General features: G+C 66.7%; 22 protein-coding genes. 5 read left to right on the top strand and 17 right to left on the bottom strand.

The annotated features are described in order from the left end of the window. The first annotated feature begins 63 nt into the window (after positions 1-63). Positions 64-1026: a quinone oxidoreductase family protein gene (locus QNO10_RS05105; protein WP_229950172.1), complete on the top strand. Its 963-nt coding sequence runs from the start codon at positions 64-66 to the stop codon at positions 1024-1026. Positions 1027-1064: 38 nt separating this feature from the next. Here the strand turns inward: QNO10_RS05105 and QNO10_RS05100 are convergent, their stop codons facing one another. The 4 genes from QNO10_RS05100 to pheS form a co-directional block, all read right to left on the bottom strand. Then, positions 1065-1292, bottom strand: coding sequence for an HAD-IA family hydrolase (locus tag QNO10_RS05100; protein WP_229950170.1), 228 nt, complete (start codon positions 1290-1292; stop codon positions 1065-1067). After that, complete coding sequence (locus QNO10_RS05095) at positions 1293-1682, bottom strand: HAD family hydrolase (protein ID WP_229950169.1); 390 nt, start codon at positions 1680-1682, stop codon at positions 1293-1295. 102 nt (positions 1683-1784) lie between these two features. Continuing rightward, entirely contained in the window at positions 1785-4325 is a 2541-nt protein-coding gene (pheT, locus tag QNO10_RS05090; RefSeq protein ID WP_229950167.1) for a phenylalanine--tRNA ligase subunit beta, read from the bottom strand. After that, on the bottom strand, positions 4326-5423 hold the full coding sequence (pheS, locus tag QNO10_RS05085) for a phenylalanine--tRNA ligase subunit alpha (protein WP_229950165.1): 1098 nt from the start codon (positions 5421-5423) through the stop codon (positions 4326-4328). Between the two features lie 104 nt (positions 5424-5527). On the opposite strand from pheS, the gene QNO10_RS05080 reads away from it, so the two are divergent. Together QNO10_RS05080 and QNO10_RS05075 are read left to right on the top strand one after the other, a co-directional pair. Then, complete coding sequence (locus QNO10_RS05080; RefSeq protein WP_229950163.1) at positions 5528-6037, top strand: eCIS core domain-containing protein; 510 nt, start codon at positions 5528-5530, stop codon at positions 6035-6037. A 38-nt stretch (positions 6038-6075) separates the two neighbouring features. Then, positions 6076-7191: an Rv2578c family radical SAM protein gene (locus tag QNO10_RS05075; RefSeq protein WP_229950160.1), complete on the top strand. Its 1116-nt coding sequence runs from the start codon at positions 6076-6078 to the stop codon at positions 7189-7191. A 4-nt stretch (positions 7192-7195) separates the two neighbouring features. Here the strand turns inward: QNO10_RS05075 and QNO10_RS05070 are convergent, their stop codons facing one another. Beyond that, a complete protein-coding gene (locus tag QNO10_RS05070; protein ID WP_229950158.1) occupies positions 7196-7678 on the bottom strand; it encodes a (deoxy)nucleoside triphosphate pyrophosphohydrolase in 483 nt (160 codons plus the stop codon). Positions 7679-7687: 9 nt separating this feature from the next. Beyond that, entirely contained in the window at positions 7688-8500 is an 813-nt protein-coding gene (locus tag QNO10_RS05065) for a putative protein N(5)-glutamine methyltransferase (protein WP_229950155.1), read from the bottom strand. A 210-nt stretch (positions 8501-8710) separates the two neighbouring features. Here QNO10_RS05065 and QNO10_RS05060 point away from each other — a divergent pair, with 210 nt between their 5' ends. After that, a complete protein-coding gene (locus tag QNO10_RS05060) occupies positions 8711-9964 on the top strand; it encodes an MFS transporter (protein WP_229950154.1) in 1254 nt (417 codons plus the stop codon). On the opposite strand, the gene QNO10_RS05055 is transcribed toward QNO10_RS05060, so the two are convergent. The 5 genes from QNO10_RS05055 to infC form a co-directional block, all read right to left on the bottom strand. Next, positions 9897-10844, bottom strand: a complete 948-nt coding sequence (locus QNO10_RS05055) for a cation diffusion facilitator family transporter (RefSeq protein WP_229950152.1) — start codon at positions 10842-10844, stop codon at positions 9897-9899. The genes QNO10_RS05060 and QNO10_RS05055 overlap by 68 nt on opposite strands. A 126-nt stretch (positions 10845-10970) precedes the next feature. Further along, positions 10971-11888 carry a TrmH family RNA methyltransferase gene (locus QNO10_RS05050; RefSeq protein WP_229950150.1) on the bottom strand — a complete coding sequence of 306 codons (918 nt, stop codon included), beginning with the start codon at positions 11886-11888 and terminating at the stop codon, positions 10971-10973. An 18-nt stretch (positions 11889-11906) separates the two neighbouring features. Further along, complete coding sequence (gene rplT / locus QNO10_RS05045) at positions 11907-12560, bottom strand: 50S ribosomal protein L20, sunset domain variant (RefSeq protein ID WP_229950148.1); 654 nt, start codon at positions 12558-12560, stop codon at positions 11907-11909. Positions 12561-12679: 119 nt separating this feature from the next. Further along, the gene (gene rpmI, locus QNO10_RS05040) at positions 12680-12874 is read right to left on the bottom strand and encodes a 50S ribosomal protein L35 (RefSeq protein WP_146363238.1); all 195 of its coding nucleotides are present in this window, start codon (positions 12872-12874) and stop codon (positions 12680-12682) included. Positions 12875-12983: 109 nt separating this feature from the next. Then, complete coding sequence (gene infC / locus QNO10_RS05035; protein ID WP_229950146.1) at positions 12984-14000, bottom strand: translation initiation factor IF-3; 1017 nt, start codon at positions 13998-14000, stop codon at positions 12984-12986. 389 nt (positions 14001-14389) lie between these two features. Here infC and QNO10_RS05030 point away from each other — a divergent pair, with 389 nt between their 5' ends. Further along, the gene (locus tag QNO10_RS05030; protein ID WP_229950142.1) at positions 14390-14818 is read left to right on the top strand and encodes a DUF1844 domain-containing protein; all 429 of its coding nucleotides are present in this window, start codon (positions 14390-14392) and stop codon (positions 14816-14818) included. A 112-nt stretch (positions 14819-14930) separates the two neighbouring features. On the opposite strand, the gene QNO10_RS05025 is transcribed toward QNO10_RS05030, so the two are convergent. Genes QNO10_RS05025 through hisB form a run of 6 tightly spaced genes read right to left on the bottom strand, consistent with a single transcriptional unit; the run spans position 14931 to position 19339 of the window. After that, complete coding sequence (locus tag QNO10_RS05025) at positions 14931-16262, bottom strand: MFS transporter (protein ID WP_229950140.1); 1332 nt, start codon at positions 16260-16262, stop codon at positions 14931-14933. A 34-nt stretch (positions 16263-16296) separates the two neighbouring features. After that, positions 16297-17145, bottom strand: a complete 849-nt coding sequence (locus QNO10_RS05020) for an SseB family protein (protein ID WP_229950138.1) — start codon at positions 17143-17145, stop codon at positions 16297-16299. Between the two features lie 2 nt (positions 17146-17147). Then, entirely contained in the window at positions 17148-17897 is a 750-nt protein-coding gene (priA, locus tag QNO10_RS05015; RefSeq protein WP_229950137.1) for a bifunctional 1-(5-phosphoribosyl)-5-((5-phosphoribosylamino)methylideneamino)imidazole-4-carboxamide isomerase/phosphoribosylanthranilate isomerase PriA, read from the bottom strand. Positions 17898-17919: 22 nt separating this feature from the next. Continuing rightward, the gene (locus QNO10_RS05010) at positions 17920-18078 is read right to left on the bottom strand and encodes a CG2302 family histidine operon protein (protein WP_229950136.1); all 159 of its coding nucleotides are present in this window, start codon (positions 18076-18078) and stop codon (positions 17920-17922) included. A gap of 8 nt (positions 18079-18086) precedes the next feature. Further along, positions 18087-18725: an imidazole glycerol phosphate synthase subunit HisH gene (gene hisH / locus QNO10_RS05005; RefSeq protein ID WP_229950135.1), complete on the bottom strand. Its 639-nt coding sequence runs from the start codon at positions 18723-18725 to the stop codon at positions 18087-18089. Beyond that, positions 18722-19339: an imidazoleglycerol-phosphate dehydratase HisB gene (hisB, locus tag QNO10_RS05000; RefSeq protein ID WP_229950133.1), complete on the bottom strand. Its 618-nt coding sequence runs from the start codon at positions 19337-19339 to the stop codon at positions 18722-18724. The genes hisH and hisB overlap by 4 nt, the downstream gene beginning before the upstream one ends. Positions 19340-19417 lie beyond the last annotated feature (78 nt).

Below are 19417 nucleotides of genomic sequence, written 5' to 3'. Positions count from 1 at the left end.
TGGGCAGCACATCGAACAGCGGGAACAGCCCAGCACGTACCAGCCAGTAAAAGAGGCCATGCCATGCACAAAGCAATTGTCGTCCCGCAACCGGGCGGACCGGAAATCCTGCGTTATGAAGACGTCGCACTGCCGGAGCCCGGACCGCGGCAGGTGCTGGTTCGAGTCGCTGCCGTGGGCGTGAACTTCATCGACACCTATCAGCGCGCCGGGGTTTACCCCATGTCATATCCCTTCACACCCGGCTCCGAGGCCGCCGGAACTGTCGTGGCTGCCGGACTCGAGTCAGGCTTCCGGGAAGGCGACCGGGTGGCCACCGCGGAGGGCGGTGGTGCCTATGCCGAGTACATGCTGCTGGACGCCGAGGTGGCGCTGCCGGTGCCGGCCGGCATCCGGGATGACACCGCCGCGGCGCTGCTGCTCCAGGGCATCACTGCGCATTACCTGTGCAACTCCACCTTTGCGGTGCAGGAGGGGCAGACGGTGCTGGTGCATGCCGGAGCGGGCGGCGTCGGACTACTGCTGATCCAACTTCTCAAGGCCAAGGGCGCGACCGTGATCACCACAGTCTCCACCGAGGAAAAGGAACTCCTGGCGCGCGGTGCCGGTGCCGACCATGTGCTGCGCTACGACGGCTTCGCCGGGCAGGTGCGTGCCCTCACGGACGGCCGGGGCGTGGATGTGGTGTACGACGGCGTGGGCCGGGCGACCTTCGACGGCTCGCTGGCCAGCCTGCGCATCCGGGGCATGCTGGTGCTCTTCGGCGCCGCCTCCGGCCAGGTGCCGCCGTTCGATATCCAGCGGCTGAATTCCTCCGGATCCCTGTTCCTCACCCGGCCTACCATCGCGCACCACCTGCTCACGCCGGAGGAACGCCAGTGGCGGGTACGTGAACTGTTTGACGCGGTGCTGGCCGGAAAACTGGACGTGCGGATCGGGCAGACCTATCCGCTGGCCGAGGCGTCACGGGCGCACACTGATCTGGAAGGCCGGAAGACCACGGGAAAGGTGCTGCTGGTTCCCTAACGGATACGGCGCCGCGGAATTCGTCCCGGGGCTGCGGCTTACCGGCGGAGCGCGGCAAGTTCCGCGCGGAGGTCTGTTCCGCTGGTGTGGAGCACCGTTTGAAATCCCATATCCCGCGCGGTCGAAATGTTCTGCGGGTTGTCGTCAATGAAGACGATGCCCTCGGGTGCCGCCCCCAGATCGGCAACGACGCGGTCAAAGATCCGCGGATCCGGCTTGACCAGACCCATCTGCCCGCTGAAATACAGCTTCGAGAAATACTGCACTCAGGGCGATTCGACCGAATACCTCCGTGACATGCCGTCCGGCATGTTGGAGAGCAGGGCCAGGGCCGCACCCTCGCCGTGCAGCGTCTGAAGCACCTCCATGGTGCGGGGGTTCAGATGGGACCACTGCGCCGCATCCAACGCCTCCAGGGTGTCCACCGTCTCCTGCTGCACCGCCCGGCCCAGCACGCCTCCCCAGTACTGCGCCGGGGTCAGCCGGCCGGCGTCGAACTCTTCGCGCTGTTCCCAGTACCGGCTCGTACCCGCTGCCAGGTCCGGTAGGCCGGTTGCCTGTTCCAGCAACCGCCAATCCTCCGGGGACGGAGCCGTCGAAACCACCATGCCGTAGTCGAAGAGGTACCAGTCCCCGCTGCGGGATAAAGGAGTCATCGCCACAGCCTAGCCAGCCGGGCGGTGCACCGGAGGCGTTAAAGCAAAGCCGGCCCCTCCGGATCCAGGATCCGAAGGGGCCGGCAAAGAGGTTCCCAGTGGCTAGCGCTGGACGGCACCGAACCGTTCAGCTGCCAGGGCAACTGCGGCCGCACGGGCCTCGGAGGCTTCGTCGGCGGTGAGTGTCCGGTCCGGGGCACGGAAGCGCAGCGCGAAGGCGAGCGACTTGCGCCCGGGCTCAATACCGGAGCCGGCGTACACGTCGAACAGGGCCACGTCTTCAAGCAGCTCCCCGGCTCCCTCACGCAGGGCCTCGCGGACCTGCTCGGCGGGAACATCCTCCGCAACGACCAGTGCCACGTCCTGCGTGGAAATCGGGAAGCTGGAGATCGGACGGGCCACGATGACGTCGGGTGCGGCGTCGAAGAGGGCATCCACGTTCAGCTCCGCGGCAACCGTGCGGGCCGGCATGTCCCGTTCGGCCAGGAGCTTGGGGTGCAGTTCACCGGCGTAGCCCACGGTCTCGCCGCTGCGCAGTGCAATGCGCGCGGTGCGGCCGGGGTGGAACGCCTGGTGGGTACCCTGTTCCACCACCAGTTCCACACCCAGGACGTCGCCCATCAGCCGCGCGAAATCGAGGGCGTCGGCCCAGTCCCAGGTCCGCGGCGTGTTGCCGGCCCCGGGAGCGGACTCGTGGCCCGCCAGCAGAACGCCCACGTGCAGCGGCTGGTCCGGAATTCCGGCGTACAGCTCATCCAGGACGTCCTCGGACGGCTTCGCGCCCAGCGGCGGGATGCTCTCGGTGCCCAGGTGCTCGCCGGGCAGGAAGACCGTGCCGGACTCGAACAGGGCCAGATCGCGGAAACCCCGGGACATGTTGCGCTTGGCCACCTCGAACAGTCCGGGCAGCACCGAGGTCCGCAGGTAGCCGTATTCGGCGCTGAGCGGATTGGCGAGCTTCAGGGCCGTTCGGGTGCCCGGCTCCGGCGCACCGAAGGTGTTGTTGTCCGCCTCGGTGACGAACGGGTAGGCCAGCACCTCGGTGAGCCCGGCAGCCGCGAGGGACTGCAGAAGGCGGCGGCGCTGCTGCTGCAGGCGGGTCAGCCCGCGCCCGGGAGGGGCGACCGGCAGGGTGGACGGAATCTTGTCGTACCCGACCAGGCGGATGATTTCCTCGGTGAGGTCCTCCCGTGTCTCCAGGTCCGGACGCCAGCTCGGCGGCGTCACCAGGTAGCCGGCGTCGGTCTTTTCGACCGAGGCACCCAGGTCCTCCAGCGTTCCGGTGATCTGGGATTCGGTGAAGTCCAGGCCGATCAGCTGGGCCGGGAACTGTGCCGGCAGTTCGATGCGCCGCGGCTCCGGAGCGGTGCCGACGTCGGTAATCGCCTCGTCGGCGGTGCCGCCGGCGAGTTCCACCAGCAGGTCGACCGCACGCTGCGCGGCGACGTCGGCTACGTTCCAGTCCACGCCGCGTTCGAAGCGCTTGGACGCTTCCGAGGGCAGCTTGTGCCGACGCCGGGAGCGGGCAATGCTGACTTCTTCAAAGTGGGCGGCTTCGATCAGGACGTTCTGGGTTCCGCCGGAAACCTCGGTGGTGGCACCGCCCATCACTCCGGCAATGCCGATGGCACCGGAGCCGTCCGTGATCAGCAGGTCCTCCGGGGAGAGCCGGCGTTCCTTTTCATCCAGGGTCTTCAGCGTTTCGCCGTCGGCTGCGCGGCGGACCACGATCTCGCCGGTGAGCTTATCCAGGTCGTAGAAGTGCAGCGGCTGGCCGAGCTCGAGCATCACGTAGTTGGAGATGTCGACCACCAGCGAGATGGACCGCATGCCGGCCAGGCGCAGGCGCGAGGACATCCACGGCGGGGTGGGCCGGGAGGTATCGACGCCGCGGACGGTGCGGGCAACGAACCGGTCGCAGCCGGGCTTGCCGTAAATCGGGGCCTCATCCTGCAGCCGGACCGGGTAGCCCATGCCGTCGGCGATGGGCACAACGACGGCGGCCGCCGGGTCGGTGAATTTGGTGCCGGTTGCGTGGGCGTATTCGCGGGCGGCACCGCGGATGGAGAAGACATAGCCGCGGTCCGGGGTGACGTTGATTTCCGCTGCCTGGTCGTACAGGCCCAGCAGTTCCATTGCGTCCGTGCCGACCTCGGGGTCCAGCCCCAGGGTGGAGAGCACGAGGATCCCGTCATGGTCCTCGCCGATGCCGAGTTCACGCACGGAGGCGATCATGCCGGCGGAGACGTGGCCGTAGGTCTTGCGCGGGCTGATCCGGAAGTCCCCGGGCAGCACGGCGCCGGGCAGGGTGACAACAACCTTGTCCCCCACCTTGAAGTTGTGCGCGCCGCAGACAATGCCCTGCACACCGGAGGGCTCAATCCCCTTGCCGGTCAGGGTCTGCTCTGCCCCTTCGGGCACAACGCGGACCGAGCACCAGTTGATGGTTTTGCCGTTGCTCTGCGGCTCCGGCTCCATGCTGAGCACCTGGCCCACCACAATGGGGCCCTGCAGCTCGTCGGTGGGACGGTGGACGTCCTCCTCCTCCAGGCCGACCTTCACGAGGTCTTCCATCACGTCTTCGGCGGTTGCGTCCGCCGGTACCTGGGCATACTCGCGCAGCCAGGAAAGTGGGATTCTCACTTAGATCTCCATCCCGAAGTGTTCGCTGAAACGTACGTCGCCTTCAATCATTTCGTGCATGTCCGAAACTTCGTTGCGGAACATGAGGGCACGGTCAATGCCCATGCCGAAGGCAAAACCTGTATAAACCTCGGGGTCGATCCCGGCGGCGCGGAGCACGTTGGGATTGACCATGCCGCAGCCGCCCCACTCGATCCAGCGGGCGCCGCCCTTGGCACCGGGGTGCCAGATGTCCAGCTCAGCGCTGGGTTCGGTGAAGGGGAAGTAGTTCGGCCGCAGCCGGACCTTCGCTTCATCGCCGAAGAGCACACGGGTGAAGTGCTCGAGGGTGCCGACGAGGTCGGCCATCGTGAGGCCCTTGTCGATGGCGAGGCCCTCGAACTGGTGGAAGACCGGGGTGTGGGTGGCGTCGAGTTCGTCGGTGCGGAACACCTTGCCCGGGCAGAGCACGTAGATCGGCAGGTCACGCTCGAGCATGGACCGGACCTGGACCGGGGAGGTGTGGGTACGCATGACCAGATGCGCTTCGGGCGGCTCCACGAAGAAGGTGTCCTGCATTTCGCGGGCCGGGTGGTCCGGCTTGAAGTTCAGCGCGTCGAAGTTGAACCACTCGGATTCCACTTCCGGTCCTTCGGCGATTTCCCAGCCCATTCCGACGAAGACGTCCGCCACCCGGTCCTGCAGGGTGGAAATCGGATGCCGCCCGCCGATGCGCCGGCGGCGGGGAGCCGCGGTGACATCCACGGCCTCTTCGACGAGGATCCGGGCGTCCCGCTCCGCTTCGAGTTCGACGGTGCGGGCGGCGAGCGCGGAGTTGATCCGGCCGCGGGCGGGGCCAACGAGCTTCCCGGCGGCGGCCTTCTGGTCCTTGGGGAGCTTGCCGATGGTCCGGTTGGCTCCACTCAGCGGAGATTTCTCTCCGGTGACGGCAATCCGGACATCCTTGAGCTCGGTGAGGTCCGCGGCGGCGGCAATGGCGGCGAGCGCCTGCTCGACGGCGGCGGCAATAGCGCCTTCGTCCAGCGGATTCGGCGGCTCGGGCTGGGTGCCCTCTGGGGAGGTATCTGGGGAACCGGTCCCCGGTGTGGAGTTAGACATGTACTGTGCTTACCTGTTTCCGGCCCTAGTTGGGTTCTGGCTTATCATTGCAAGTCTAGTAGACGCCCCTCACCGGGCCGTCATACTCCCGCAGGGAGGTTGCCATGCCGTCCGTTCGTCCCTCCCCCTCGCCGCGCCCGGACTTCCCGCCAGGGCGTGCCGCCTCGGCACGTCACTGGATCAACCTGCTGAACCTTTCCACTCCCGCCGGCATGCTGCTGGCCCGCCTGACCGGATGCGCGACCAGGACCGGACCGCAGAAAATCACCCTGGCCGAGGGGTATCCGCTGTCATTGCCCCGCGCTGCGGCCTTCACGGTGGGGAACGTGGTGTTTTACCGTTCGTCCACGGCCCGCCGCATGCACGCACCGGACAGCCGGCTGCTGCGGCATGAGATGCGGCACAGTACCCAGTACGCCCTGCTGGGGCCGTTCTTCCTCCCCCTGTATGCCGCTGCGTCCGCCCTCTCACGCGTGGTTAGCGGCGACCCGGCGTCGGCCAATCCGTTTGAACGCCTGGCCGGCCTGCACGACGGCGGGTATCGGCCGCGCAGGCGGCGGCACCCGCGGGCTACCGATCCGGGCCGGTCCCGCCGGCCGTTCCGCAGCAGATAGATCTACCCCCTCTTTCGAACATATGTTCTAATGAGGGAATGAGGTGGCAAGGTCAGGAACTCAATGCACCGCCCGCGCAGGGCGACGATAGCGGCACCGAACCTGCCGGCCCGGCGGCATCCGAATCGGTACTGCCCCTGCCGGCGGTGCCCGGCACCACCGATCCCCTGCTTCCGCTGCAGGGCCTGGTCCGCTCCGTACGCACTCCGGACTTTGCCGGGGTGACGTTCCACGAGGTTGTTGCCAAGTCGGTGTTGAACAAGGTGGGCGGCGGCTCCAACATGCCCTTCGAATGGACCGTCAATCCTTACCGCGGCTGCAGCCACGCCTGTGTCTACTGTTTCGCCCGCAAGACCCACACCTACCTGGACCTGGACAGCGGTGCCGATTTCGACAGCCAGCTGGTGGTCAAGGTCAATGCAGCCGAGGTCCTGCGGCGCGAACTCAGCCGCCCCTCCTGGCAGCACCACCATGTGGCCATGGGCACCAATACGGATCCGTACCAGCGCGCCGAGGGCCGCTACAAACTGATGCCGGGCATCATCCGCGCCCTGGCGGACAGCGGCACCCCGTTCTCCATCCTGACCAAGGGCACCCTGCTGGCCCGCGACATCCCGCTCCTGAAGGAAGCCTCCGCGCAGACCGAAATCGGCATGGGCATTTCGCTGGCGCTTGTCGATCCGGAGCTGGCCAAGGTGGCTGAACCGGGAACCCCCACGCCCCGGGCCCGGCTGGAACTGATCAGCCGGCTGCGGGATGCCGGCCTGCCGTGTTCAGTCATGGCCATGCCGATCCTGCCCTGGCTAACCGACGGTGACGAATCCCTGGATGCCCTTTTCTCTGCGCTCTCAGCTGCCGGGGCTACGGGTGTCACGGCGGGTGCCCTGCACCTGCGCCCCGGAGCCCGCGAGTGGTATCTGCAGTTCCTGGCCCGGCATTACCCGGAGCTCTCCGGCAAGTACGCCGATCTGTACGGCAAGGGCACCTACGCCTCCAAGGAATACCGGGACTGGCTGGCCGGGCGGATCCGGTTCTTCAAGGCGAAGTACGGTTTCACCAGCGGTGCCCGGTTCCTGCGGCCGGCTGTCTCGTCGAAGACTCCTGCCGCACAGGCGGCGGCTGCGGTCCCGGCGAGCCAGGACGCACTCTTCTAGGGCCCTAAGCCTTTCGGGCAGCGACGGCGTCCAGCAGTGCCGTAACGATCGGCAGGTCTGCCGGTATCCATGCAAGTGCCGTCAGTGCCTTTTCGGTGAGGTCCACCCAACGAAGCTCGTCGTGGTCTTCCAGCGGCTCGGGTGTCCCATCGGTGACTTCCGCCAGCCACACGCGCATGGCGGCGGAGCGGTTGAGCGGCCAGCCCTGCTCCGAGGGGCCAGGCACTTCAGCGTCCAGCTCGACCCGGATCCCGAGCTCCTCTGCCAGTTCGCGGTGCAGCGCTTCCGTGCAGCCTTCCCCGGCCTCCACCTTTCCGCCGGGGAACTCCCACAGGCCCGCCAACGCTTCCGGAGCACTTCGGCGTGCCGCCAGGAGCTTCGAGGGCCTGGCGAGGGAATCCAGGACCGCCGCGCCGACCACCTGCACGCGCGGCAAAGCCTGGGGAACAGCCGTACCGGCCTGGCTGGAGTTCTCTTGTGAATGCATCCACCGAGCTTAACCGGTTTCCCCGCTGCCCTTGATCCTCCGGGGCGGCGCACTGCCCACGGCCACCGTGGCATCGGTTTCCTCATTCCGGAGGATCTGCGGGGCCAGTCCAGCCGCAGCAAGCAACCCGTTCACGGCAGCTGCCTGGTCCTCGCCGCATTCGAGCAGAACCTTCCCCCGGGAGCCGAGCCACTGCGGAGCTTCGCTGACAATGCGTCCCACCGTTTCGAGTCCGCTCCGGCCGCCGTCGAAGGTGGCGGCAGGCTCGTAGTTTCGTGCTTCGCGCGGCAGCGTGGCCAACGCCGCGGTGGGGACGTAGGGTGCGTTGGCAACAACGACGTCGACCCTCCCGCGCAGCTCTTGGGGCAGCGTCAGAAAGAGGTCACCCTTCAGGACGGAGGCCTGCGGCAGATTGCCGCGGGCACATTCGACTGCTTCCGGGAGAAGGTCAACGGCGTAGATCCGGCAGCCCGGCACGGCCGCCGAGACCACCATCGCGACCGCCCCCGATCCGCAGCACAACTCCACCACCAGGGCCGCACTCCGTCCTGCAAGCACATGGACCGCCTGTGCGGCCAGGAACTCCGTGCGCCGCCGTGGAACAAAGACCCCCGGCCGCAGCGCTACCCGAAGACCTCCGAAAGACGCCCAGCCGAGCACCTGCTCCAACGGCTGTCCGGCCAGCCGTTGGGCGACCCTGCGGTCCAGCACCGCTGCGCCGGGAGCGTCCGACAGCAGCAGAAGCGCTTCTTCTTCGGCGAACACACACCCTGCATCCCGCAGGCGGGACACCAGCCCCTCGGGACTTTCGGAGCTCTGCACGCATTAACGGTGACAGACCGACACTGCCGGCACCAGTGCCCCGTGCGCCGGCCATGCCCACCTGCAGCAGGGAGCCTTCCTCATGCCCAGCCGTGCACTAGGCTGTAGGTGACGAAGCCGTCGTGGCGTCCGGCAGGAGCACTTCCTGTCCGTTGACCGCGGACGCCGTCCTCAGCGGCACAGCCGCATCCCCACTTGTGAAAGCGAAGCATGTCCCGGAGCACCACCGCGTCCATTTCCCTGTCCGGCCAGCGCACCCCCGGCGGACGCCGAACCACGGCAGCCAAGGCGATAGTTGCCCTGGCCGTGGGCGGCTTTGCCATCGGCACCACGGAATTCAGCATCATGGGACTGCTGCAGGAGATGGTCGATGACCTCGGCATCTCCGTTCCCGCCGGCGGCCATGTCATTTCGGCCTACGCGTTCGGCGTGGTGGTGGGTGCACCCGTACTTGCAGCCCTGGGCGCCCGCGTGCCGCGGAAGATTTTGGTCCTGGGGCTGATGCTCTTCTTCGCCCTGAGTAACCTCTCCTCGTTCTTTGCCGCGGACTACTCCTGGCTGCTCTTCACCCGGTTCCTGTCCGGCCTGCCGCACGGCGCGTTCTTTGGTGTGGCAGCGGTCATTGCCGCCTCCCTAGTTGCTCCCACGCGCCGGGCGTGGGCCATCTCCATGGTGATGCTGGGCCTGAGCATCGCCAATGTCGTGGGGGTGCCGTTCGCTACCTGGCTGGGGCAGCAGGCCGGATGGCGGTGGATGTTTGTCCTGGTCGCGGCCATCGCGCTCCTGACGGTGGCCATGGTGGCCCGGTTCGTGCCGTACCAGGCAACACTGGCCGGTGCGAGCATCAAGAATGAGCTCAGTGCCCTCGGGCGTGCACAGGTCTGGCTGGCGCTGCTGGTGGGAACCGTCGGTTTCGGCGGATTCTTTGCCGTGTATTCCTACATCGCACCCACCATGACCGAAGTGGCAGGCATCTCCGAAAACATCCTGCCCGTCGTCGTCGGGCTCTACGGCGTGGGTCAGGTGGTCGGCAATGTGGCTGGCGGCCGGCTGGCCGATATCAACGTGATGGGCAGTATCTACGCGATCCTGGGCGGAACCATCGTGATTCTGCTGGCCTATGCCTGGGCGGTGCAGTACGCGGCGACGGCCATGGTGCTCGTCTTCCTGGTTGGGCTGATCGGCTCGATGCTAACGCCTCCGCTGCAGACCAGGCTGCTGGATGTGTCGCCCGGCGCCGAGTCACTGGCGTCGTCCCTGAACCATGCGGCCCTGAACCTGGCCAATGCCCTCGGTGCCCTGCTGGGCGGCGTCGTTATTGCCTGGGGCTGGGGGTACCGCTCCCCCGCTGTGGTGGGAGCGGTACTCGCCCTGCTTGGTTTGGCTATTGCGCTGATCAGCGGGTCACTTGACCGGCGTCCTGCGCGTTCATCGCAACAAATATATCCGGCTCCAGGTAAATAGCCCCGGCGATCGGCACTGCGGCACGGATCCGTGCTTCAGCGGCGTTGATGCCGTCAGCGATTTCCTGACCCGTTTCCGACTTGGCCATGGTGATCTTGGCGGCCACGAGCAGTTCCTCGGGACCCAGGTGCAGGGTCTTGAGGTGGATGATCCGCGTATCGGGATCCTCCTGGATGGCCGCTTCGATCCTGCGGACATCGTCCTGCGTGGCAGACTCACCGAGCAGCAGGGACTTCGTCTCCATGCCCAGGATCACGGCAATCACGACCAGCAGGATGCCGATCATGGCGGTGCCCAGCGCATCCCAGATGCCGTTGTGGGTCAGCAGGGTCATGCTCACGCCGAACAGGGCGAAGACCAGGCCGAGGAGGGCACCGAGGTCTTCGAGCAGGACGACCGGCAGCTCCGGCGCCTTGGCGGTGCGGACAAACTGCTTCCAGCTCTGCTTGCCGCGTGTGTGGTTCGATTCCCGGATGGCGGTGCGGAAGGAGAACGCTTCGGCAATGATCGCACCCACGAGGACGGCGAGCGGCACCCACCACCAGCGGCCTTCGATCGGGTGCGGGTCCTGCCACTTGTGGTAGGCCTCGTAGAGGGCGAACAAACCGCCGACGCTGAAGAGCACAATCGACACGATGAACGCGTAGACGTAGCGTTCCCGGCCGTAGCCGAAGGGGTGCTCAGGGCTGGCCTGGCGCCGTGCACGCTTGCCGCCCACAAGCAGCAGTGCCTGGTTGCCGGAGTCGGCAACCGAGTGGATAGCCTCCGCCAGCATGGAGGATGAACGCGTCAAGGCGAAAGCAATGAACTTCATGACCGCAATGGCCAGGTTGGCGCTCAGTGCCGCGACAATCGCCTTATTACCGCCGCTGGCAGACATATAAGACCCGCTTCTCTTTGGTAATGGACTGGTTGATTCAGCTGTCCGAAACAGCTGTTACCAATACGCTACATGGAGAAGCGGCGGTCCGTGCCGGGTTCCGCCGGCTACGGAAGGACCTTGGGATTACCCGTTCTGTGCGCGGGCAGAGGCGTACAGGCAGACGGTTGCCGCCGTGCCGACATTCAGGCTCTCCGCCCGGCCGTAAAGCGGGACTGCGACGCGGTGGTCGGCCGCGGCAAGTTCGGCGTCGGACAGGCCCTGGGCTTCGTTGCCAAAGAGCCACGCCGTGGCGGCTTCCAGGCGGGGCATACCGTCGTCGGACAGTGCTTCGCTTCCGCCGTCGCCGCGCGTGCCGAAGCGGCGTACCGCGCTGAGGTCCTGGAGCCGGTCCAGGTTCACGTTGCCGTAGCCGTCCGCAGCTAGGACGGTCACACCGGCTGCGTGGAGGGCGTCGATGACGGCGGTGAACTCCGCACCTGTCACCACCGGCAGGTGGAAAAGGGAGCCCGCGGTGGACCGCACCGCTTTGGGGTTGTAAATGTCCACGCTGGACGCCGTCAGGACTACTGCGTCGGCGCCGGCGGAATCGGCGGCCCGCAGCACGGTTCCGGCGTTGCCCGGATCCCGCACCTCGCACAGGACGGCGATGAGCTTCGCGCCGGATGCGAGCACGTCTTCCAGCGTGGCCGTGGAAGTGTGGCAGACAGCTATGATGCCCTGCGGGGAAACGGTGTCCGCCATCGCGGCCAGGACCTCGTCGGTGGCAAGGCGCAGGGTCACGCCCCGGGCCAGGTCCGCCAGTTCGGGAAGGCGGTCCAGGCACGCCTGCGTGGCGTAGACCTCGTGCACGACGGCGGGACCGCCGCCGGCCGCGGCCGCGCGGTGCGCGGAAAGCGCCTCCCGCACGGCCTGCGGCCCTTCGGCCAGGAAGCGGCCGGTTTTTAAGCGCGAAGAGCGCCCGGCAAGCTTCGCTGTATCGCGGACCCGATCAGCTCGGGGGTTGGACATCAGCGGTGCCTGCGGGCGCCCTTCAAGGTTCATCGGCTTTAGGAAACCGAATTAGCCCTGGAACTTCTGGCGGGATTCTCCGCCGGCGGGCTCGAGGCCCGCAGCCTTGGCGGATTCAACAGAGTTGAACCAGTACTCGGCAACGGTCTGCTCGTACCAGGTGGAACCCGGGACGTGGTACTTACCGGAACCAAGGTTGCCCTTGATAACGAAGCCTTCCGGAGCGTCGCCCTCGGAAGCCTTGAAACCGCCCTGGGCGGTGGCAACGGCAGCAGCCGGCTTCTTGGCGGCGGGGGCAGCAGCAGTCTTGGCGACCGGAGCAGCGGCAACGGCCGGAGCGGAGGTGTCGGACGGCAGCGCGTTCTTGGCGAGCTGGACCAGTGCGGCGAAGGCAGCGGCGTCATTGACGGCCAGTTCGGCCAGCATGCGGCGGTCAACCTGGATCTCGGCCAGCTTCAGGCCCTGGATCAGGCGGTTGTAGGTCAGGCCGTTGGCGCGGGAAGCAGCGTTGATGCGCTGGATCCACAGGCGGCGGAAGTCGCCCTTACGCTTGCGGCGGTCGCCGTAGCTGTACACAAACGAGTGCAGCAGCTGCTCTTTGGCCTTACGGACCAGGCGCGAACGCTGTCCGCGGTAACCCTTGGCGCGCTCGAGAATAACCCGACGCTTCTTGTGGGCGTTAATCGCCCGCTTCACACGTGCCACGTGCGTACTCCTTATTGGTAAATCTCCCCGACTTCAAAAAAGTCTCTGCACCTGGGATTCCAGGCGGGGAAAGCTTGATGGGTGACGCCGTCCCGGACGGGACAGCTATCGGGGACTGGCTAGATGCCGAGCATCTTCTTGATGACCTTGGCGTCCGCCGGTGCCACGAGCTTGTCGTTGGCGAGGCGGCGGGTCAGCGTGGAGGGCTTGTGCTCCAGGTAGTGGCGGCGGTTAGCCTGCTGGCGCTTGAGCTTGCCGGTACCGGTCAGCTTGAAGCGCTTCTTGGCGCCACTGTGGGTCTTCATCTTCGGCATGTCTACCGATCTCCTTTAGGTTTCCGCGGGCAGGCCCGCGGGGCTTTGGACACCTTTGCGGGTGCCAGGGCTTATTACTGGACGCCGGAACAGGCGCAGCGCAGTGAAACTACTCTGCAGTTCCGGGCTTGTTCTGGCCGGTGGTCCCCCGTGAGGAGGACGGCTTGCCGGCAGGCTTCGGTGCTGCGGCGGGCTTGGGCCGTGCAGCGGGCTTGGGCGCAGGCTTTGCCGCGGCCGGCTTCGGCACAGCTGCAGGCTTCGGCGCTGCGGCAGGCTTCGCGGCCTCAGCAGGCTTGGCAGCCTCAGCGGGGCTGGCGGGAGCAGCAGCAGCTTCAGCGGCCGGCGCTGCGGCCGGCTTGCTGGCTGCGGCAACACGGCGTGCCTCGGTTGCGGCCTTTTCCTGGGCAGCAGCCTTGGCGCGCTTTGCGGCCTGTTCCTTCTCAGCCTGTTCCTGCTCTGCACGGGCCTTGTCGGCCTCGGCAGCGGAGGAACCCAGACGCAGTCCGTCCGGCAGCAGATCCGCGAGGCTCTGCGTCAGAGGCGCCTTGTCCGAGGAGGTATCCACACGGGGAGGAGCCTCGCCGTTGCGAACAGCCTCGTTCGCTGCCTTGGCATCGGCCCGCTGTGTTGCGCGGCGGGCTTCGGCCTTGGCCTCTGCCTTGTTCTTGACCGGTCCAATGACCATAACCATGTTGCGGCCGTCGATCCGCGGGGTGGATTCAACCACGCCTACTTCTGCAACGTCCTCCGCGAACTTGTTCAGCAGCTTCATGCCCATTTCCGGGCGCTGCTGTTCACGTCCACGGAACTGGATCATGGCCTTGACCTTGTCACCGGCGGCCAGGAAGCGCATGGCGTGTCCACGCTTGGTTTCGTAGTCGTGGGTGTCGATCTTCAGGCGGAAACGGATTTCCTTCAGAACGGTGTTCGTCTGGTTCTTCCGGGCTTCACGTGCCTTGACGGCGGCTTCGTACTTGTACTTGCCGAAGTCCATTAGTTTGCACACCGGAGGCTTGGCCTGCGGTGCTACCTCAACAAGATCCAGGTCAGACTCGGCAGCCAGGCGAAGTGCGTCCTCAATCCGGACAACTCCGACCTGTTCACCTGCCGGACCTACCAGCCGCACCTCGGGGACGCGGATCCGATCATTGATTCTTGGCTCGCTAATGTTGCAGCTCCTGTGTAGTTCAAAAACGGCTACCGCCTGCAAATGAAGAAGGCCTCCAATTGCAAGCGCAATCGAAGGCCCGTAGTGGGGTCGGCGGCAACAGCCTCGAAACCTGTTCGAAGGCTGTTGGCTCCCGGAATGTGCTGCAGTAATACTGCGGCCCGTCCGGAGCCGACCTGAACCCGGCAACTCTGACGCCTACGAGGGCGGTCAGGCTGACGCGGGTGGGAGGGGTCTCCGCTTGCATACCGGCGCCGTAGGCTTCCAGGAGAAGTGTGATCTTCATCCTGCCCGCGAGGAGCATTGAAAGTAACGACAACCAGTCGGTCTGTGACAAGCTTACCAGTATGAGTAGCCCACAGAGCAATCCGGCAGGGGAAGCAACCCGCCACTCCTTTCCCGGAACATCCGCAGAGTCCGAATCTGCGGCAGCAGCACAGCAGGAAGTCGCCGAGCAGATGCGCGACATTGCCGAAGTTCCGGCCATCGAGGTCATTACGACGGCGGCCGTCCACTTGATGAGCGCAGCAGCCGTGAAATGCGGCCTGGCTGAAGGTGATGACGCCGAGGAGCTGAAGGACCTGGACGAGGCCCGGAAGCTGATCACCGCGCTGGCCGGTTTTGTCACCGCCGCCGCTCCGGAAATCGGCAGCCAGCATGCCGGACCGTTGCGCGACGGACTTCGTTCCCTGCAGCTGGCCTTCCGTGAGGCGTCCATTCTCCAGGATGCACCGGGCAAGGGTCCGGGCGAGAAGTTCACCGGCCCCGTCAGCTAGGCATAATCTCCAGCACCGTCTTCTCCACCGCTACACGCCCGAAGAGCCCCGCCCCGGATAGTCCGGGCAGGCTCTTCGGGCTTTTTTGTGCCGGTGCTTCCCTGACGCACTGCTACAGGGCGGAGCCGGTCTTGGCGTTGGCTGCCGGCCGCCGCACGAACCACCGAACCGCGAGCGTCGCCAGCACCAGCAGCGATGCGGCGCCGCCGGCCATCAGGAAGCCCGACCACGGGCCGATGACGTCGATGGCGAGCCCTGCCACAGGCGCGCCCAGGGCGGTGCCGGCGGTCATTGACGAGCCGTACCACCCCATGGCTTCACCCCGCCGTTCCTCGCTCACCAGGTCCGCCACGCGTTCGGAGGCGGATGACAGCACCGGTGCGCAGAGCAGGCCCGCCGGAATCGAGAGCAGTGCCAGGCTGAGGGTGCCGGTGGCAAAGGCCATGGGTATGGTCAGCACGGCCATCGCCAGCAGAAGCAGCATTGGGGAGATGCGCCGGTCCATGGCACCGTAGACGATCCCGCCGACAGCGGAGGCCGCGCACCACGCTACGAAAACAATGCCGACCTCTGACGGATTGCCGCCTGCCTCCACCGACGCCACCATGCCGACGTCGGTGCTGGACAGCAGCAGGCCCGCGCCTACGGCGACGGCAAAGACCACTGCCACGCTCGGGTTGAACCAGCCGAAGTTGCCCGCAACCCCGTTCCGCAGCCGGCCGAACAGGTTCTGCGGCCCCTTCGGAAGGCCCGCACCGGTGAGTTCCATCGGCGCTTCCTGCACATTCGCCGGGGCCACTGCGACAGCGGCTGCCGCGGCTGCGTCCTGCTCATCCGCGGCGGTCACCGAGTTCCGCGGTTCCAGTGACCGGGTCGGCGGATTGAACCAGATCAGCAGGAGCCCTGCCACCGCCGCGGACAGCCCGACGGCCGTCAGCCCGATGACGGACGAGATCTGTGTAGCTATCACCGCACCCAGTGCCGGGCCCATCATAAAGACGAGCTCAGTGGCGATGGAGTCAAGTGCAAAGGCGGTGCGCCGCTGCTCGCCGGTGGCCAGGACGCCAAGGGACTGCCGGACGACGCTGAAGACCGGAAGGGTGAACAGACCGCCGATCAGGGCAAGGACCAGCAGCCATTCGAAGCTGGCGTGCGGAGCGATACTCCATATCGTTGCTTCGGCAATGACCGACGGAATCAGCGCCCGGCGCAGTCCTACCGTATCCACGCGGCGGCCGCGCCAGGGGGCACCGACCGCAATGCCGATGGTGACGACGGCGGCGACCGCTCCGGCGGCGGCGTAGCCCTTGTCCATGGTGTTGACCACGTGCAGGGTCAGCAGGACACCAGCTGCGGAGTGCGGGAAACGGGCGATCATTCCGATGAGCAGGACGCGGCGGATGGGTGTGATCCGCAGCATCTCGCGGTACAGGCCAAAATTCACAGTGGTTCTCTTCTGGCGGGCTGCGCCGGACGGGTCAGCGGGTGATTTTCAGGTCCAGTGAATCCACGCGCTCAACAAACTCGGGGTTGGCAGTCAGGCGCTGCTGCAGGCCGGCCGCGAGGGCGGAGACGTCCTGCGGATCGAGTCCGGGCGCAAGCTGAAGCACCATTCTAAGCTCAGGGCCTGCCCCTCCCCCGGCCACGGGAGCGCCGGCCGCGGTCCGGGACGCCGTTCCCTGCCCCTGCTGGAGTGTTACGGCCAGGATCCGCCGGTCCGGCGCCGCTGCCGTTTCGGCCATGGATACCAATTCCGCGTCGGCATAGGAGGGCACCCACTTCCGCTGCTGGGCGAGGGCCCACATGGCGGGGCGGCGCACCACGAAGGTGAATTCCGCGCCGGGGTCAATGACCAGCAGCTGGGCATCCTCGGCGACGGCGGACAGTGCTGCACGGGCGGTGTAGACGGCAACGGGCCGCGCTTCGGGATGCCAGTGTTCCAGGGCTGCCACCGAGGTAAAGACCGGGAGTGCCTTACGGCCGTCCGGGGCGGTCAGCGATACCAGCGCCATGTCGGCCTGCTTATCGGCGGTGAGGCCGTGCTCCGATTCGGCTTCCTCCCCGAGGACAGCGACGATGGGCACAAAGACACGGGCAGTGGCCAGCGAAGCCACGACGTCCGCTTCGGTGCCGCTTCCGGCGATCAGGTTCTTCAGCGCTTCGGTATAGCCTGCGTCGGCCAGCCCGTCATCGGCGTCGAAGTTGTGCAGCGGGTTCCCGTCGCCCGCAAGATCCCGGCCGGACCAGGGACGGCCGGCGGAATCAACGGCGCCACCGGCTCCGGCAAGCGCAGCGGCGATGTGGCCGGGAAGTTCACGAGCCGCCATGCTCAGCGGGCCGGGTGCCCGGCGACGTCGAGGGCCTGGGGCAGCGTGAAGGCACCGGCGTAGAGCGCCTTGCCCACGATGGTGCCCTCAAGTCCCAGCGGCACCAGTTCCCGCAGTGCTGCCAGGTCATCGAGGCTGGAGATGCCGCCGGAAGCGACCACGGGCCGGTCGGTGCGCTTGAGCACCTCGCGCAGCAGGTTCAGGTTGGGTCCGCGCAGCGTGCCGTCCTTGGTGACATCGGTGACCACGTAGCGCGGGCAGCCGGCTTCTTCCAACCGGGCCAGGACCTCCCAGAGATCGCCGCCTTCCTGGGTCCAGCCGCGGGCCGCGAGGGTGGTGCCGCGCACGTCGAGGCCGACGGCGATCGCATGGCCGTAGCGGGCGATGGCACTGGCAGTCCAGCCGGGATTTTCCAGTGCTGCGGTGCCCAGGTTGACCCGCGCCGCACCCAGCTCCAGTGCCTTCTCCAGGGACTCGTCGTCGCGGATGCCGCCGGAGAGTTCCACCTTGATGTCCAGGGACTTCACCACGCGGCTGAGCAGGTCCAGGTTCGAGCCGCGCCCGAAGGCCGCGTCGAGGTCCACCAGATGCACCCACTCGGCACCGTCGTTCTGCCAGGCCAGGGCCGCGTCCAGCGGATCGCCGTAGCTGGTCTCGCTGCCTGCTTCACCCTGCACGAGGCGCACGGCTTGGCCGTCTGCAACATCCACGGCGGGCAGGAGTTCAAGGACGGGAGTTTCGAGGAGGGACATCAGGATGCTTTCGATGGTGGGGTCAGGACAGGTCGAGGGTCAGCAGATAGGCGCCCAGCAGGGCCATTCCGGCCAGGACCCAGAAACTGATGACGATGATTTTGGACATTCCCTGGCTGCGGAAAGACACTGCTCCGCCGATCAGCAGCCCGGCCAGGCCCATAAGGACAACGCTCCACATATCGGCGCCTAACCCAGGGTCTTCAGCCAGTTGTTGAGCAATGCCGCGCCGGCATCCCCCGATTTTTCCGGGTGGAACTGGGTGGCCGACAGCGCACCGTTCTCCACGGCGGCGATAAACGGTCCGCCGTGGTCGGCCCAGGTCACCTGCGGCGGGCGCATGGCCGGCTGCGTGACATCGAAATCCCACTTCTGCACGCCGTAGCTGTGCACAAAGTAAAAGCGCTGGTCCTCGATGCCCTCGAACAGGGCCGAACCCTCCGGCGGCGTGACGGTGTTCCAGCCCATGTGCGGGACGACGTCGGCGGCCAGGCGTTCGACCACTCCGGGCCATTCGCCCATGCCCTTGGTCCGGACGCCGTGTTCCACTCCTTCATCGAAGAGGACCTGCAGGCCCACGCAGATACCGAGCACCGGCCGGCCGCCGGCTACGCGGCGCCCGATCATGCGGATGGCGTCAACATCCTTCAGGCCCTGCATTACCGCAGCGAAGGCTCCGACGCCGGGCACCACCAGGCCATCGGCGTTCAGCACGTCATCGGGTTTGGCGCTGAGGGTGACGTTGGCGCCGGCGTGCTCCAGGGCACGCACGGCCGAACGGATGTTGCCGGAACCATAGTCCAGAACGGTGACGTTACGGGGACTCACAGTGCTCCCTTCGTCGAGGGGATGCCCTCAACGCGCGGATCGGACTCGACGGCCGCACGCAGTGCGCGGGCGAAGGCCTTGAACTGGGCCTCGACGATGTGGTGCGGATCGCGCCCGCCCAGGACCCGCATGTGCAGGCAGATCTGGGCATGCAAAGCGATGGCCTCAAAGACGTGCCGGGTGAGCGATCCGGTGAAGTGTCCCCCGATGAGGTGGTACTCCTGGCCCGCGGGCTCCCCGGTGTGCACCAGGTACGGGCGCCCGGAAATGTCGACGACGGCGTTGGCCAGTGCCTCGTCCAGGGGTACGGTGGCTTCGCCGAACCGCCGGATGCCGGCCTTGCTGCCCAGGGCAACCTTCAGGGCCTCGCCGAGGGTGATGGCAATGTCCTCCACCGTGTGGTGGACGTCGATGTGGGTATCGCCGGTGGCCCGGACCGTGAGGTCCATCAGTGAGTGCTTGGCCAGCGCGGTCAGCATGTGGTCGTAGAACGGTACGGACGTGCTGATGTCGGCGCGGCCGGTGCCGTCCAGGTCCAGCTCGACGACGACGGACGACTCGCTGGTGGTCCGCTCGAGGCGGGCGGTGCGTCCGGTGGCGGTCTCCACGGTCATGGGGTTCCTTCACGAAGGTTGGGGCCGGGGCAATAGGCAAAGCTCCGGCAGGACATCAGTTTAGTCCCGAACGTACGG

It is taken from the genome of Arthrobacter sp. zg-Y919, assembly GCF_030142045.1.
Classification (GTDB): domain Bacteria; phylum Actinomycetota; class Actinomycetes; order Actinomycetales; family Micrococcaceae; genus Arthrobacter_B.
This window is presented reverse-complemented; position numbering and strand designations above follow the sequence as displayed.

Bases quoted from the DNA above. Each gene is read 5' to 3' on its own strand.
- QNO10_RS05105 (WP_229950172.1), top strand. From the start codon at position 64: ATGCACAAAGCAATTGTCGTCCCGCAACCGGGCGGACCGGAAATCCTG.
- QNO10_RS05095 (WP_229950169.1), bottom strand. From the start codon at position 1,682: ATGACTCCTTTATCCCGCAGCGGGGACTGGTACCTCTTCGACTACGGC.
- pheS (WP_229950165.1), bottom strand. From the start codon at position 5,423: ATGTCTAACTCCACACCGGGGACCGGTTCCCCAGATACCTCCCCAGAG.
- QNO10_RS05080 (WP_229950163.1), top strand. From the start codon at position 5,528: ATGCCGTCCGTTCGTCCCTCCCCCTCGCCGCGCCCGGACTTCCCGCCA.
- QNO10_RS05075 (WP_229950160.1), top strand. From the start codon at position 6,076: ATGAGGTGGCAAGGTCAGGAACTCAATGCACCGCCCGCGCAGGGCGAC.
- QNO10_RS05070 (WP_229950158.1), bottom strand. From the start codon at position 7,678: ATGCATTCACAAGAGAACTCCAGCCAGGCCGGTACGGCTGTTCCCCAG.
- QNO10_RS05060 (WP_229950154.1), top strand. From the start codon at position 8,711: ATGTCCCGGAGCACCACCGCGTCCATTTCCCTGTCCGGCCAGCGCACC.
- QNO10_RS05055 (WP_229950152.1), bottom strand. From the start codon at position 10,844: ATGTCTGCCAGCGGCGGTAATAAGGCGATTGTCGCGGCACTGAGCGCC.
- QNO10_RS05050 (WP_229950150.1), bottom strand. From the start codon at position 11,888: ATGAACCTTGAAGGGCGCCCGCAGGCACCGCTGATGTCCAACCCCCGA.
- rpmI (WP_146363238.1), bottom strand. From the start codon at position 12,874: ATGCCGAAGATGAAGACCCACAGTGGCGCCAAGAAGCGCTTCAAGCTG.
- QNO10_RS05030 (WP_229950142.1), top strand. From the start codon at position 14,390: ATGAGTAGCCCACAGAGCAATCCGGCAGGGGAAGCAACCCGCCACTCC.
- QNO10_RS05020 (WP_229950138.1), bottom strand. From the start codon at position 17,145: ATGGCGGCTCGTGAACTTCCCGGCCACATCGCCGCTGCGCTTGCCGGA.
- priA (WP_229950137.1), bottom strand. From the start codon at position 17,897: ATGTCCCTCCTCGAAACTCCCGTCCTTGAACTCCTGCCCGCCGTGGAT.
- QNO10_RS05010 (WP_229950136.1), bottom strand. From the start codon at position 18,078: ATGTGGAGCGTTGTCCTTATGGGCCTGGCCGGGCTGCTGATCGGCGGA.
- hisB (WP_229950133.1), bottom strand. From the start codon at position 19,339: ATGACCGTGGAGACCGCCACCGGACGCACCGCCCGCCTCGAGCGGACC.